The sequence below is a fragment of the Streptomyces sp. NPDC055025 genome (assembly GCF_053608565.1).
On the sequence record NZ_JBSGVS010000001.1, the window covers coordinates 25,454 to 41,144 of the forward strand.

The following is a 15,691-nucleotide window of genomic DNA, read 5'->3' on the forward strand; positions in this document are numbered from 1 at the left end:
CGCGGTGCCGGGAGGCGCACGATGGAGACATGGAAGCCCGACGACATGCCACCGGGAAGGCTCCCGTCACGGTACGGCTGGTCGGCGGACCGACCGCGCTGATCGGGATCGGCGGTCTGCGGCTGCTGACCGACCCCGCCTTCGACGCCCCCGGTCCCATCACCAGCGGCACCCGGACGCTGGTCAAGACGCGCGGCCCGGCCGTACCGGCGGAGGAGATCGGTACGGTCCACGCCGTGCTGCTCTCGCACGACCAGCACGCCGACAACCTCGACCGGGCCGGGCGCCGTCTGCTCGCCACGGTCCCGGTGACGCTCACCACGGCCGAGGCCGCGGAACGCCTCGGCGGCGCCGCCACCGGACTGCGGCCCTGGGACCGGCTGACCCTGGAGCGCCCGGACGGCGGATATGTCGAGGTCACCGGCGCCCCGGCCCAGCACGGTCCCGACGGGACGGCTGACATCACTGGTCCCGTCACCGGGTTCGTACTGACCAGCCCGGACGTTCCCACGATCTACGTCAGTGGCGACAACGCGTCCCTGGACGTCGTACGGCGGATCGCCGACAACATCGGGCCCGTCGACCTGGCGGTGCTCTTCGCGGGCGCCGCCCGTACCCCGCTGCTGGACGGCTATCTGACGCTCACCAGCGACCAGGCGGCCGAAGCCGCCAGGATCCTCGGCGCACGCACCGTCATCCCCGTACACACCGAGGGCTGGGAGCACTTCACCGAGGGCCCCGACACCGTGCGTGACGCGTTCACCCGTCAGGGCCTCCAGGACCGGCTGACCTTGCTCGCCCCCGGCGCCTCGGTCACCGTCTGAGGCCGCGCGGCCGACAGTTCGACGAGCCGTACGGACGTGGCGACCTCCCGCGCCGCCCGCACCTCCCGCACCGGTCCGACCGGTCCGTCGGACGTACCGGACCGGTCGTACACTCGCCGCATGGGACGGACCGGCGACGCCGGGGAAGGGCCCGGTCGCCGCGTACGGCACGGCGGGCGGTGGAAAGGACCCCGATGAAAGCGATCGACACCGACCGGTTCTGGGAACTGCTGCGTGCCCTTCCCGTCCCGGACGACGCGGAGTCCCCTCATGGACCGGACGAGAAGGGCCGGCTGCGCGATCGCAACCTGCGGCACTACTTCGAACTGATGGCGGACATCCGGCCCGATGTGATTCTGATCGGTGAAGCCCCCGGTTACCGCGGTCACACCATCACCGGTGTTCCGTTCATGAGCATGCGTCAGCTCACCGCCCGCCCGGGGCTGATCACCGGCGCCCCGGAGGGCGACGGCTTCGAACCGCCCGAGGCGCCTGCGTTCACCTGGGAGGCGTCGTCGGCCGCCGTATGGGGCGCGCTCGCCGACTGGCGGGGCCCGCTGCCGATCTCCTGGCCGGTCTACCCCAACCATCCGCACGAGCCCGGCCGTCCCGAGTCCAACCGCACGCCTCGGGCCGCCGAGATCGCCGCCGGTGTCCCCATCGTGATGGAGCTGGTCGAAGCCTTCTCCATCACCACGATCATCGCTGTCGGCCGCAAAGCCCAGTACGCTCTCGCACGCAACGGTGTCACCGCGGCTGCCGTACGCCACCCCGCCCAAGGCGGCGCCCGTATCTTCGCCACCCAACTCGCCGCCCTCAACCGCGCCTAGAGACTTCCCGGCGGACTGTCTGACGGACCGTCGGACGGACTGTCCGGCGGATCATGTCCCGGATCCGGAGGGTTCGCGTTCGTCACCGCGGTGGTCGAGGGGATGACCGGTGACGAGGCCGTCGGCGGCTGAAAAATTGCGCGCGTGACCGGGCGGCGAGGTCCGTCTCCAGGGCGGAGCCGGAGCACCCCGGCCGAGCCCCTTCCCGGCGGAAGCCGATCCTCCGCCGGGAGAAAGTAAGTCCGTGCGCATCCCTTGACAGATCACTTCCTGCCGAACCACGATCTGACATCGTTGTCATTCGGTTGCTGGTTCACCTTTCTGTGGCAGCAAGCCTGATCGGAGCTTCTGTTGATGTCTGTCCCACCCGCACAACCGTCGCGTCGCACGGTTCTCAGCTCAGGCTCCACCCTGCTGGCCGGATTCGGTCTGGGCATGGTGCTTCCGGCCACCAGTCACGCGGCAACCGGGGACATTCCCGCCACGGCCCGGTCCAAGGGCGAGCTTGCCGCCTACCGCCCCGTGTCGGTGTCCTCCACCGACTACGCGCCGACGCCGGGCCGGTTCGTGGTGGACCGACTCGACTTCACCGGTGTGCGCGGTTCGGGATGGCGCGCGGGCGACGGGGATCCCCAGTGGATATCCGTCGACCTCCAGGCGGCCTGCGAGGTCGAGTCGCTGCGTCTGACCTTCGAGGCGACGGTGGACGACCCGCCCTACGTCGACGCCCCGGGCGGCAACCCGCGTGACAGGACCACGGGCCAGGAGATCCTGTCCAGTTGCGCCGTCGCGTTCGTGATCGAGGTCTCCCGGGACAACACGTCCTGGACGCAGGTGTACGGCACCGACTCCGGGCGGGGCGGGGTCGTGGAGATCGCGCTGCCGAAGCCGGTCACCGCCCGGTGGGTGCGGATGACGGTGCGCAAGCGGTCCAACGCCAATCCCCTCGGCCTCAACGGGTTCCAGGTGTACGGCGTCAGCCGCGGCGCCCGGCCGGAGGCCACCGGCTGGACGGACTGGGGGACCCGCCGGCGTGAGGTCGAGCCGCTGGAGGTCGCCGGGGACGGCACCGTACCGCTGGAGTCCGGCTGGGACCTCACCATGGACGACTGGGCGGGCGGCGACGGAGCCGCGCTGTCCCGGACGGATGTGGACACGAGCCGCTGGCTGCCCGCGACCGTACCGGGCACCGTACTGACCTCCCTCGTGGACCAGGGGCACCTCCCCGACCCCGTCGCCGGGCTGAACAACCTCCAGGTCCCCGAGGCCCTCTCCCGCCACGCGTGGTGGTACCGGCGCCGCTTCCGGCTGCCGCGCGGCCTCGACGCGGGCCGCGGCCGGCGGCTCTGGCTGGAGTTCGACGGCATCAACCACGAGGCCGAGATCTGGCTCGACGGCAGCAAGGTGGAGACCCAGTCGTTCCCCTTCGCCCGTGGCGCGTACGACGTGACCGGATCGCTGGCCGGGTCCGACAAGGACGAGCACGCCCTCGCGGTACGGATCAGCCCGATGCCGTTCCCCGGCAGCCCCACCGACAAGGGGCCCGAGGGCCTGGCGTGGGTGGACGCGGGCGCGACGACGATGAACCGCAACTCGCCGACGTATCTGGCCTCCTCCGGCTGGGACTGGATGCCCGCCGTGCGCGACCGGGCCGCCGGGATCTGGAACCACGTACGGCTGCGGTCCACCGGGGACGCGGTCATCGGGGACCCGCGGGTGGACACCGTACTGCCGGACCTGCCGGACACCCGTACCGCGGAGCTCACCGTCGTGGTCCCCGTCCACAACGCGGCCACGGGCAGCCGGCGCGTCACGGTGTCGGCGGCCTTCGGCCGTGTCAAGGTCTCGCAGTCGGTCACGGTCCCCGGCGGCGGGTCGGCCGACGTCATCTTCTCTCCCGCCACCCACCCGCAACTCCGCCTGCGCGACCCGGAGTTGTGGTGGCCCAACGGCTACGGCGAGGCGAACCTCCATGAGCTCACGCTGGTGGCGTCGGCCGACGGACGGGAGAGCGACCGGCGCACCACCCGCTTCGGTATCCGGCAGTTCGGCTACGAGTACGACATCCCGCTGACCTTCCAGTCCGCGACCGACTCGTACGCGGAGACGGTGGACTTCGCTCCGCGGACAGCCCGCTATCTGCGGGTCCTGTGCCGGACGCGCGCCACCGACTGGGGCTCGTCGATATGGAACCTCGCGGTCGTGGACAGCTCCCGGGCCGACACGGACCTGGCTCTCGGCCGGGATGCCACCGCGTCCTCGGCGGACGATCCGGGCAACGCGGCGGGGAATGTGACGGACGGGAACCCGCGGACGCGCTGGTCCTCGTCGTTCGAGGACGATCAGTGGGTACGGGTCGATCTCGGCTCGTCCGTCCGCTTCGACCGGGCCGTCATCACCTGGGAGCGTGCCTACGCGAAGACGTACGCGATCGAGGTGTCGGACGACGGCGACGAGTGGACCGAGGTGAAGGCGGTCGACAACTCCGCCGTGCCGCTGCCGTTCACCGGGGGCAGCGCGAGTCTGCAGAGCACCGCGTTCGCCGCCCAGAAGGCCCGCCATCTGCGGGTGCTGTGCACCGCGAGGGCGACGAGCTGGGGCTGTTCGATGTGGAGCCTGTCCGTGGTGGACAGCAACCGCCCCGGTACGGACCTGGCGCTGCGCAAGGACGCGACCGCGTCCTCGTCCGAGAGCGGGAGCGGACCGGGGAACGCGGTGGACGGGAACGGCGCGACGCGCTGGTCCTCGGCCTACCAGGACGGCGAGTGGATCCAGGTCGACCTCGGCGAGTCGGTCTCCTTCGACCGGGTCGCCATCGTCTGGGAGTCCGCGTACGCCAGGTCGTACACCATCCAGGTCTCCGACGACGGCGAGTCGTGGCGCGATGTGACCTCCGTCGACAACACGACCGTACCGCTGAAGATCAGTGTCAACGGGGTACGGGTGTTCTGCCGGGGCGGCAACTGGGGCTGGGACGAACTGCTGCGGCGTATGCCGGCCGAGCGTATCGACGCGGCCGTGCGGATGCACCGGGACATGAACTTCACCATGATCCGCAACTGGGTCGGGAGCAGCAACCGCGAGGAGTTCTACGCCAGTTGCGACGAGCACGGCATCCTGGTCTGGAACGACTTCCCGAACGCCTGGGCCATGGACCCGCCGGACCACGACGCGTTCAACGGCCTTGCCCGGGACACCGTGCGGCGCTACCGGATCCACCCCAGCATCGCGGTGTGGTGCGGCGCCAACGAGGGCAATCCGCCGGAGGCGATCGACACCGGGATGCGGGAGGCGGTCACGGCCGAGGCGCCCGGTCTGCTATACCAGAACAACTCGGCCGGCGGCATCGTCTCCGGCGGCGGCCCGTACGGCTGGGTCGAGCCCGCGCGCTACTTCTCGCCCTCGACCTTCGGCGGCGGGATCTACGGGTTCCACACCGAGATCGGTATGCCCACGGTGTCCACGGCCGAGACGATGCGCAATCTCGTCGGCGACGAGCCCGAGTGGCCGATCGGCGGCGCGTGGTTCTACCACGACTGGAGCACCCAGGGGAATCAGGCGCCGCAGAACTACAAGGCGGCGATCGAGGAGAGGCTCGGCACGGCGAAGGGTCTTGAGGACTTCTGCCGCAAGGCGCAGTTCCTCAACTACGAGAACACCAGGGCCATGTTCGAGGCGTGGAACGCCCGGCTGTGGGACGACGCCGGCGGTCTGCTGCTGTGGATGTCCCACCCCGCGTGGTACAGCACGGTGTGGCAGACCTATGACTACGACTTCGACGTCAATGGCACCTACTACGGTGCCCGGACCTCGTGCGAGACCCTGCATGTGCAGGCGGACCCCACCGACTGGCGTGTCATGGCGGTCAACCACACACCGCAGGACATCCCCGGCGCGGTGGTCACCGCGCGGTGCTACGGTCTCGACGGCCGCCGGCTCGGCGGGGAGAAGCGCGAGCGGGTGGACCTCAAGGGCTCCGCGACCACCCGGGTGTTCACGGCCGCGCCGGCGGAGGACCTGCCGGCGTTCCATCTGCTGAGGCTGAGTCTCACGGACGCGCGGGGACGTGTGCTGTCGGAGAACACCTACTGGCGCTACCGCGAGCCGAAGGACATGCGGGCCCTCAACACGGTCCGTACGGCCAAGGTGTCCGTGGACCCGGGCAGGGTGAGCCGGTCGGGGGAGCGCAGGGAGCTCACCGCTCGGGTGCACAACCGGGGTTCGTCCGTCGCCGCGATGGTCAGGCTCTCGCTGCGGGACGAGCGGAGCGGTGAGCGCGTTCTGCCGACGCTCTACGGCGACAACTACCTGTGGCTGCTGCCCGACGAGTCCCGGACGATCACCCTCTCCTGGCCCGCCGAGGCGCTCCCCTCGGGCCGGCCCCGTCTGTGCCTGGACGGATACAACGTGCCCGCCGTCTCGGTGGGCGTCTGAGCGCTCATGAGGAGGCACGGCGGGGCCACAAGACGTGGTCCCGCCGTGCCCGTTCCGTACGTGCCCTGGGTGACGCACCCATCCAAAGCAGTAATTTCGCTGGACCCTTCGGATCTGACGTCGATCAGTCAATAATTTTCAGTTCTTTGTCTTGCCCGTGGCCAGAGAGGTCTCTACGTTGTGTGGGGTGGCGGCGGGCGCCGGGACGCGCGCACCGCCACTCGCACACGGGTGTCCGCACGCGCGCCACGTTCTCCGAGCGCCACCGATCTTCCCCGCACGTCCATACGCAGAGCCGAATGCGAGGAACCCCCCATGGCCGTTTCCCGACGGACCGTCATCGCGTCCGCACTGGCCGGCACCGGAGCGGCGGTGGGCCTGGGTGTCCAGGCCCAGAGCGCGCAGGCGGCCTCCCCGCCCGGGGATGTCGTCGGCAAGATCACCGTCGGTTACCAGGGCTGGTTCGCCTGCTCCGGTGACGGTGCGCCGATCAACGGCTGGTGGCACTGGTCGCAGAACTGGGGCCAGTCACCGTCCCCCAGCAACACCGCGATCGTGAGCTGGCCCGACGTACGCGACTACACCCATACGTACCGGACCGCCTATCCGGCGCTCGGCAGTGGGCAGCCGGCCACGCTGTTCTCCTCGTACGACCAGCAGACCGTCGACACGCACTTCTCGTGGATGCAGCAGTACGGCCTGGACACCGCCGCGCTCCAGCGCTTCAACCCCAACGGTGGCGAGGGCGCGACACGGGACGCCATGGCGGGGAAGGTGCGGAGCGCCGCCGAGAAGTACGGGCGGAAGTTCTACATCATGTACGACGCCACGGCCTGGACGAATATGCAGCCGGAGATGAAGGCCGACTGGATCGAGAAGATGAGGGTGTACACCGAATCCCCGGCCTACGCCCGCCAGAACGGCAAACCGGTGGTCGGTATCTGGGGTTTCGGCTTCAACGAGCCCAACAAGACCTGGTCGGCCGCGGTGTGTCTGGATGTCGTCAACTGGTTCAAGGCGCAGGGCTGTTATGTGATGGGCGGGGTGCCCACGCACTGGCGGAGCGGCAACGAGGACTCACGGGCCGGATATCTGGACGTGTATCACGCCTTCGACATGCTCTCGCCGTGGATGGTCGGCCGGATCGGGAATGTCGCGGGCGCCGACAACTTCTACGCCAACGTCAACGGGCCCGACCAGGCGCACTGCGACGCCTACGGGATCGACTACCAGCCCTGTGTACTGCCCGGCGATCTCCAGTCGGGACACCGCTCGCACGGCGACTTCATGTGGCGGCAGTTCTACAACATGTGCCGTCTCGGGGTCGCGGGGATCTACATCTCCATGTTCGACGAGTTCAACGAGGGCAACCAGATCGCGAAGACCGCCGAGAACGCCTCCCAGATCCCGGTGGGTTCGGGCATCCGGGCCCTGGACGAGGACGGCACGGCGTGCTCGTCGGACTACTATCTGCGGCTCACCGGTGACGGCGGCCGGATGCTGAAGGGCCAGCTCGCGCTGACCGCCACCCGCCCCACACCGACCGGCGGCACCACCCCGCCGCCCACCGGCGACCTCGCGCGCGGCAAGCCGGCGAGCGCGAGCGGCCAGACGCAGAACTACGGTCCGGGCAACGCCGTCGACGGTGACGCCAACAGCTACTGGGAGAGCCCCAACAACGCCTTCCCACAGTGGATCCAGGTCGACCTCGGCTCCGTCCGGCCGGTGAAACGGGTCGTACTGTCCCTCCCGCCGAACCCCGCCTGGTCCACCCGCACCCAGACCCTGTCCGTCCTCGGCGCGGCGGAGAACACGCCCTTCTCCCCGCTGAGCGCCCAGGCCGCGCATGTCTTCAACCCGGCGACCGGCAACAGCGTGACGCTCGCCCTCGCCTCCGGGCTGTCGGCACGGTACGTACGTGTGCAGTTCACGGCGAACACCGGCTGGCCCGCGGGCCAGCTCTCAGGACTGAGCGTCTACGCCGAGTGAGACGACGCCAGCCGATGTCATGAAGACGGATGACGCGTCCTCGGCCCTCGGCACCCGGCCGAGGGCCGAGGACGCGGACCGTCAGACCGGCAGGCGGCGGTGACGGTGCCACGGGCGCGCGCGGCCTGTACGGTGCGAGAAAATAATCACCCAGCACGCCGATCGCATGGAAGTACGATCGGTTGTATGAATGTACAACGCGTCTCCTTCGGTCACCCCGACGCCGTCACGCTCAATGACCGCGTGCAGCTTGAGTACGCCGAGCGATATGGCCACGAGGGCGACGCCACGCACCTCGACCCGGCCATGTTCCAGCCGCCACAGGGCCTGTATCTGATCGCCTACGACGACCAGGGCAACCCGGTCGCCACCGGCGGCTGGCGGAGCCAGGAGGAGAACGACCAGGGGTACGCGGACGGTGACGCGGAGATCAAGCGCATGTACGTGATCCCGGAGGCGCGCGGCCGCGGTCTGGCCCGGCTGGTGCTGGCGGCCCTGGAGGACGACGCCCGCGCCGCGGGCCGTACCCGTATGGTTCTGGAGACCGGTACCAAACAGCCGGAGGCGATCTCCCTCTACACGTCCAGCGGCTACGAACCCAGCGCCAAGTTCGGCCACTACCGCTTCCACGAGCTCAGCCGCTGCTACGCCAAGCCGCTGGCGGTCGCCCGCGCCGTGCCCCGGCCCGCCACCGCCCCCGGCTCCGCCGTGACCACCGGACTCCGGCCCGCGGCTCTCTGACCGGGCAGCCGGGACGACGCACCCGCTCACGCGACGAGCCCTCACCGCCCTCAATGCCCTCACCGCCCCCGCGGTCCGGACGGCCCGAGCACTCACGACACGATTCCCTCCGGGACGACTCCTCGCGAGTCGACGGGTGTTCGGGATACGGTTACCGGCCGATTCCACGCGACGACCCGGCATGGGCGGGCGCCGGGGTCGTGATGCGGGGGCGGAAGACGGTGTAGCGGCGAAGGGGTGTGAGCGGGTGCCGCTGGGTGCGGTGGATCCGGATTCGGTCGGTGGCTATCAGCTTCTGGACCGGCTCGGGTCCGGTGGTATGGGAGTGGTCTATCTGGCGCGCTCCGCGTCCGGCAGACAGGTGGCCGTCAAGGTCGTGCACGCGCAGTTCGCCCAGAACGAGGAGTTCAGGATCCGCTTCCGGCAGGAAGTGGCGGCGGTCAGACGGGTCAGTGGCGCGTTCACCGCCTCGGTGGTGGACGCCGATCCCGATGCCGGGCTGCCGTGGATGGCCACGCTGTACGTGCCCGCTCCCACGTTGTCGGACCGGGTGGACAAACAGGGGCCGCTGCCGGCGGTGGAGGTGCTGCGGCTGGCCCGGGGGCTGGTGGAGGCGCTGGGCGACATCCACCGTGTGGATGTGGTGCACCGCGATCTGAAGCCGGCGAATGTGCTGATGGCGCCCGACGGACCGAGGGTCATCGACTTCGGGATCTCGCGGGCGGTCGACCACGAGTCGCTCACGTTCACCGGGCACATCATGGGCACACCGCCGTTCATGTCGCCGGAAGCGCTGAGCCGTCCGCGTGAGGTGACCGCCGCCTCGGACATCTTCTCGCTCGGCGCGCTGCTGGTGTACGCGGCCACCGGTCACGGGCCCTTCGACGCGGAGAGTCCGTACCTGACGATGTATCAGGTGGTGCACGAGCAGCCCGTTCTGGACCGTGTGGCGCCCCCACTGCGCGGGGTGGTCGAACGGTGTCTCGACAAGGATCCGTCGGGCCGGCCGGATCTGGAAGAACTGGCCCGGCTGCTCGGTGAGTTGTCCGAGGAGGGGCTCGCGGCCGGGGACGGTGCCTCGGGCCCCGCGGCCGGGCCGTCCTCGGGTCCGGGACGGTTACGGCCCTTGTCGCCGCCCTTGCCACCGGCCTCGTCACGGCCCTTGTCACGTCTGCTGCGTGGCAGATCCTCGCTCGCTCTGGCGGCCGTGGTCACCGTGGCCGGTCTCGGGGCGGGCGTGCTGGTGCTGGCCGGTGTCCGGGACACCGGGGGGCCGACGGACGACCGGCCACTCGCCGTGCCTTCGGCGGGCGTCGGCCGGTCCTCCCCGGCGCGGGAGGCCGCGCTGCCCGCCGGCTGGCGCCCGTGGGAGCTGACGCTGTCCGGCGCGAACGGGGAGTCCGACGCCTTCACGGACTGCCGGGCGTACGAACTCGCCGTCTACTGCAACGGGGACCGCTTCCACGCGGCGCGGATCGACGCCGCGTCCGGACGTGTCGACTGGCGGGTGCCGTCCTCCGATCCCGGGGCGTCCAGCGGTATCGATGTGCGGGCCGGGCGCGTGCTGCTGCGCGGACCCGCCTCCTCGGACGGTTCGCAGAGGGAAGATCTCATCGTGCTGGACGCGGATACGGGGAAGGAGATCTGGACGAGAAGGGCGGCCTTCACGGGCAGGGTGGCGTTCTTCGGCCGCGCGGTGCTCTCCAGCGACGGCATCGACGACGGTTCGCTCGTCGGGCGCGACGCCGCCACCGGCGCCGAGCTGTGGTCGACACCGTGGCCCGGTGGCGGGCCGGTCTGCCAGCCTCTGGTCTTCGACGACGCGCCGTATGCCGCGTGTTCCGGCACCCCGGAGGAAGGGACCACCTTCCTCCGCCTGGACCCCGGGAACGGAACCCCGGAGGAGATCATCCATAGGAAAGGACTCGCCATCGCGGTCGGGCTCGACGGCGGCGACCTGATCGTACTGGTCCCGGACGCCGAGGCCGTACCCGAACAGCGCTTCCGTTCCCTGCTGCGCGTCGACGTCCGGACGGGCAGTCGGCGGACGGTGAAGCTGCCCGAGCGCCCGGTCGGCGCCGCGACACTGGCCGGACACCGCCTCTTCTTCGTCCAGGACACCGGCCGCGTCACCGCGGTCGACACGACGACGGGTGACCGGTTGTGGAGCGAGGACACGGCCGTGGACCTGCTGGGACCGCCGATCGTCTCCGAACGGGAGGGCGCGGTCCATCTGTCCAGCTACAGCGGACGGCTGGTCGCCCTGGACCTGCGGACGGGCCGCAAGCGGTGGCAGACCACCGCCATGGGCACAAGCGCCTTCGGCTCGTCGGAGGGAGCGTTCCCGATGCGGACCGGCGGCTCACTCGTCACGAGGGCGAACGGGAGCCTCCGCTCCATCGATCCGCTGCACCCGAATACCGAGTGGCGGCCCGCCGGGGCCGGCTCCTCGCCCCCGGAGGAGCGCGCGGGGGACTGATCCGCGAGGGCTGCCGAAGCGTCGCCACTCGTTCGTCTCGTGTTCGCCCATGCGGTGCGTGCCACGGCGTCCGAAAGGGGGAGGGGCAGGGGCAGCGACGCGGCTCCGGCCGGGCCCGCGAGGCGGCGGGGCGGCGAGGACAGCAGGTGGCCGCGGTGGCGGCGGGGGGCGGTTGACAGATGGAGTTCACGAGAAGCGGCCGGTTGCGCGCGAGCGGCAGACGCTGGATGGGATGGGGTCTCTGTCTGGAGGCCGGCGCGGTGGTGTGGGCGGTCCTGGCGAAGGGCGAGGCCCGTAACCCGGCTTTCCTCGCGATGGCACTCACCGGCCTGGCGGTCCTCGCCGGGGCGAGGGATCTGCGCCGCGCGCGGCGCCCGTTCGGTCTGCGTATCGACGGGTACGGGATCACCCTGCACGAGGGCGGTCTCGCCTGGGGACAGATCGAGGGTGTGGCCCTCCACTACAGCAGGGCGGACACCGCAGAGGGCGACGAGGGCACGGCCGTCCCGCGGCCACCCCGTCTCCGTGTCTACCCCGTCGAGGGAGCGGACCTGCCGGTCGGGCGCGCGTTCACCGGGAGCGGGCGCAGAGCCTACGACGTGGTCGACACCGCCGAACTCGACCAGGGCGTCGACGCGTTGATCGGGGCGCTGACCCGGTACGCGGGACCGCGTTTCGAGGGGGCGCCCCACGGACTGCGCCGTGCGGTGGCGCCCGGACCCATCACGGCGCAGGGTCCCGGCTTCGGCCCGCTGGTCGACGCGCCAGGGCCTCTGGCCGACGCGCCAGGGCCCCGGCCGGCCGCGCGGGCCGCCGCCCGGGAGCCCCGGACCTTCGTCGGGCGGCGTCGTACCGGGGCCCGGCTCCTGGCGGCGCTGGCCGTCGCGGTGACCGGAACGGGCATGACGGTTCTGCTGATCACCGAAGGCGTCTCCTCGGTCCCCGAACCGGTGGTGGCGCTGGGGCCGTTGAGCACGGTACTGGGCTGGACCTGGAGTCTGGTGTCCTTCCGGGGATGGGTGCGACCCCTGAGGCTGCGGATCGGCCCCGAGGGTCTGTCGGTGGGGAACTCCGGCGACCCGGAGGTGGCGATCCGCTGGGACCAGGTGGTCGCCGTCACGGTGGGCCGTGGACCGGGCGCCATGGAGAAGCATCAGTGGCTGCTGCTGTGGCCGGTGCCCGGACACTCCTTCGGCCTGCCGCGCGACATGGTCGACGGCCATCAGACCTACCCTCTGGTCGAACTGCGGCGACTGCGCGACGGCGACGAAGTGGAGGCGGTGACACGGTACTTCGCCGGCTCACGGTACGCGGAACCGGCCTGACACGAACCACGCAAGCCCCGTCGGCGCGGTCCGCTGGGGTGGCACGGCGTCGCCGGCGCCGGGGCCTCGTCACGCCTGAGCCCATGTCGTGGTGGGAGCGCGGTGGTTGCGGAACGTGCGCCGGTAGATGTCCGGAGGCACACCGAGGGCACGGTGGAAGTGCCGGCGCAAGGTGGCCGCGGTGCCCATACCGGTGCGCGCGGCGATGAGTTCGATGCTGTCGTCGGTGGTTTCGAGGAGTTCCTGGGCCCGGTGGACGCGCTGGGTGTGCAGCCAGCGCAGGGGAGTGGTGCCGGTGGCCGCGGTGAAACGGCGGGTCAGGTTCCGGGTGCTCATATTCACCCGGCGGGCCAGGTCGGGTACGGTCAGCGGCTCGTGCAGCCGCTCGCTCACCCAGTCCAGCAGATCCGAGAACGCGTGGCCGGTGTCGGCGCCCGCCGATACGGCGATGAACTGGGCCTGGCCGCCGGCGCGACGGGCCGGGACCACCAGCCGGCGGGCCAGCGCGTTGGCGACCGCGGCGCCGTGGTCCGCGGTGACGATGTGCAGACACAGATCCATTCCGGCGGCCTTGCCGGCCGAGGTCAGCACACCGCGGTCATCGATGTAGAGGACGTCCGGGTCGACCTGGACGCGGGGGTAGCGGGCCGCGAGCGCGGCGGTGTGCTCCCAGTGCGTGGTGGCGCGACGGCCGTCCAGCACCCCCGCCGCGGCCAGCACGAACGCCCCGGTGCACAACGACACGAGCCGGGCGCCCCGGTCATGGGCCGCGCGCACGGCGTCCACGAGATCGGCCGGCGCGTCGGCCTGGACGTCGGCGCAGGCCGGGACGATGACGGTGTCCGCCTCCGCGAGGGCGTCGAACCCATGCGGGGTGTCGACCCGGAGCCAGCCGCCCAGCCGGGCCTCCCGCGGCCCGCAGACCCGGAAGTCGTACCACGCGTCGGCCAGTCCCCGGTCGACGCCGAACACCTCGCAGGCCGCCGCGGTCTCGAACAGCATGGCCCCGTCGTAGAGCGCCAGCACCACAGATGTCATGTCCGAAAGTGTACGCATCTCGTCGTTTCGGTCACTCGTGTCCGGCGCCCACGGCCGTGAGCATGGCCGCATGAACAGACACCATGGGACGATCGCGGTCGTCGGCGCCTACGGGCACACCGCCGCCTTCGTCATCGGGGAGCTTCGCCGGCGTAACCGCACCCCTCTCCTCGTCGGCCGCGACGCCGCCAAGCTCCACTCCGCCGCCCGAGCCCACCCCGGGGCACAGACCCGGGTCGCGTCCCTCGTCGATCCACCGTCCCTGGACCGCGCGCTGTCGGGCGCGGCGGCGGTCATCAACTGCGCCGGTCCCTTCGCCGACACCGCGCCCGCCGTGCTCGACGCGGCACTGCGCGCCGGCATCCCCTATCTCGACGTGGCCGCCGAGCAGGCCGTCACCCTGGAGACGTTCGAACGGCGTGCCCGCCAGGCCCATGACGCGGGCGTGGTGGTCGCGCCGTCGATGGCGTTCTACGGCGGGTTGGGCGATCTGCTGGCCTGCGCGGCGATGGGTGACTGGCCGGACGCCGACGACATCACGGTCGCGATCGCCCTCGACAGCTGGCAGCCGACCCAGGGAACGCGCAAGACCGTACGGCGCAACGCCGGCCGGCACCTCGTGTTCACCGGCAACCGTCTCACTCCGCCCGAGGGCTCACCGCGGACATACTCTTGGCATTTCCCGCCCCCGCTGGGCGTCCAGAAGGTCACCGAGCTCTCCACGGCCGACCAGGTCACCATCTCCCGCCACCTGCGAGTGCCGGAGATCCGTGTCTGTATCAACGAGGCGCCCCTTCGCGATCTGAGCGACCCCGCGACGCCCCCGCCCACGGCGGTGGACGCCGACGGACGCTCGGCACAGACCTTCCTCGTCGACGTCGTCGCGCGCAGGGCCGGCGTCCGCCGCCGGGCGACAGCGTCCGGCCACGACATCTACGCGGTCACCGCACCCATCGTCGTGGAGGCGGCAGAACGGATCATCGACGGCCGGGTCGACAGGACCGGCGTGGCCGCCGCGGGAGAACTCTTCGACGCCTCGGACTTCTTGCGAGCGCTCGATCCCACCCATCTGACCTTCAGCGAGCCTGCCCACGGGCGGACCGGGCGGACTTGACCGTGACCTTCCCGCGCCCCACCACCCGGCCCTCTCCACCTGCCCGAGCAGCGCGTCTTCCTGCGCCGGCTCGCCGCCGACTCCGATGCCGAGCTCCTCGAAGCCGCCGGGGCCCTCCTGGACGATCCCGGCACCGACTGGGAGGACTGCGGGATCTGGGAGACCGACGGAGCGGCGGTTCTCATGGACTCCGCCGAGGCCGGAGCTGACCTCGCTGTGGAGTACTCCGACCGCGGAGGTCTGCCGGAACAGGCGGAGGGCCGGACAGGGCAATTCAGAGTGTGGCCCGCCAGCGGATCGCCTGGTCGTCGGGTTCGTCGGGACTGGCGAAGTGGAAGGGCACATCGAAACGTTCCGCGAGGGCGGTACCGATTCGTATGGCTTCCTGCGCCTCGGGCCAGGGCGGTACCTGTCCATTGAAGAGGCGGAGATCCGATCCGTGACGGATCGTCGCCAGTCCGAGCTCGCTCTGCGGGGCGTCGAAGACGGCGACGAGGTCAACCATCCAGCCGTCGGTGTCCCCGTCCCACAGCGCTTCCAATGCGACCAGCCGCCCAGGCTGTTGGCCGATCCGGGCGGTCAGCGTCTCCGTATCGCGTGGTGGAACCGGCCGAGGGGCGATCCGGTCGGCCAGGGCCTGATACCGGGCCGTCACCATCTCCTGACAGCCACGCAGGCCCGGCCGCGGCGTCCGAGGCCCCTCCGGCAGGGTCTGAACCGCTTCCAGCACCTCCCGGACCGCGTGCAGGCGACGGTCATTCAGGACGAAGCCGTCCACCTGTTCACGTACCGACTCGGGCAACGCGTTCCACCATGTGTCCACCATGGCATTACATCCGATCACCGTGTCGTCGATCGCACAGGCCTGGCGCATCGCGACTCCCGCCGTGTGCGGTCTCTTCGCCATGTATCCGCCG

10 protein-coding genes and 1 pseudogene are annotated in these 15,691 nt (G+C 70.9%); 9 read left to right on the forward strand and 2 right to left on the reverse strand.

Going from position 1 to position 15,691, the window contains the following annotated elements:
* Positions 1-29: 29 nt before the first annotated feature.
* From ACWGDX_RS00100 to ACWGDX_RS00130, 7 genes are all read left to right on the forward strand, one after another.
* Positions 30-824, forward strand: a complete 795-nt coding sequence (locus ACWGDX_RS00100) for an MBL fold metallo-hydrolase (RefSeq protein ID WP_453620607.1) — start codon at positions 30-32, stop codon at positions 822-824.
* A gap of 194 nt (positions 825-1,018) precedes the next feature.
* Positions 1,019-1,654, forward strand: coding sequence for a uracil-DNA glycosylase (locus tag ACWGDX_RS00105; RefSeq protein ID WP_453620609.1), 636 nt, complete (start codon positions 1,019-1,021; stop codon positions 1,652-1,654).
* A gap of 354 nt (positions 1,655-2,008) precedes the next feature.
* Positions 2,009-6,088 (forward strand): discoidin domain-containing protein, encoded by a 4,080-nt coding sequence (locus ACWGDX_RS00110; RefSeq protein WP_453620611.1) that lies wholly within the window; start codon positions 2,009-2,011, stop codon positions 6,086-6,088.
* 315 nt (positions 6,089-6,403) lie between these two features.
* On the forward strand, positions 6,404-8,077 hold the full coding sequence (locus ACWGDX_RS00115) for a discoidin domain-containing protein (protein ID WP_453620613.1): 1,674 nt from the start codon (positions 6,404-6,406) through the stop codon (positions 8,075-8,077).
* Between the two features lie 186 nt (positions 8,078-8,263).
* A complete protein-coding gene (locus ACWGDX_RS00120; RefSeq protein ID WP_453620615.1) occupies positions 8,264-8,818 on the forward strand; it encodes a GNAT family N-acetyltransferase in 555 nt (184 codons plus the stop codon).
* Between the two features lie 319 nt (positions 8,819-9,137).
* Positions 9,138-11,297 (forward strand): protein kinase domain-containing protein, encoded by a 2,160-nt coding sequence (locus tag ACWGDX_RS00125; RefSeq protein WP_453620990.1) that lies wholly within the window; start codon positions 9,138-9,140, stop codon positions 11,295-11,297.
* A gap of 179 nt (positions 11,298-11,476) precedes the next feature.
* Positions 11,477-12,622: a hypothetical protein gene (locus ACWGDX_RS00130; RefSeq protein ID WP_453620617.1), complete on the forward strand. Its 1,146-nt coding sequence runs from the start codon at positions 11,477-11,479 to the stop codon at positions 12,620-12,622.
* A gap of 69 nt (positions 12,623-12,691) precedes the next feature.
* Here the strand turns inward: ACWGDX_RS00130 and ACWGDX_RS00135 are convergent, their stop codons facing one another.
* Positions 12,692-13,660, reverse strand: coding sequence for a helix-turn-helix domain-containing protein (locus ACWGDX_RS00135; protein WP_453620619.1), 969 nt, complete (start codon positions 13,658-13,660; stop codon positions 12,692-12,694).
* Between the two features lie 70 nt (positions 13,661-13,730).
* On the opposite strand from ACWGDX_RS00135, the gene ACWGDX_RS00140 reads away from it, so the two are divergent.
* Complete coding sequence (locus ACWGDX_RS00140; RefSeq protein WP_453620621.1) at positions 13,731-14,774, forward strand: saccharopine dehydrogenase family protein; 1,044 nt, start codon at positions 13,731-13,733, stop codon at positions 14,772-14,774.
* A 60-nt stretch (positions 14,775-14,834) separates the two neighbouring features.
* Positions 14,835-14,948 (forward strand): annotated as a pseudogene (locus ACWGDX_RS00145) (hypothetical protein); the annotation flags it as partial.
* A gap of 100 nt (positions 14,949-15,048) precedes the next feature.
* On the opposite strand, the gene ACWGDX_RS00150 reads toward ACWGDX_RS00145, so the two are convergent.
* Entirely contained in the window at positions 15,049-15,681 is a 633-nt protein-coding gene (locus ACWGDX_RS00150) for a hypothetical protein (protein WP_453620623.1), read from the reverse strand.
* Between the last annotated feature and the right edge of the window lie 10 nt (positions 15,682-15,691).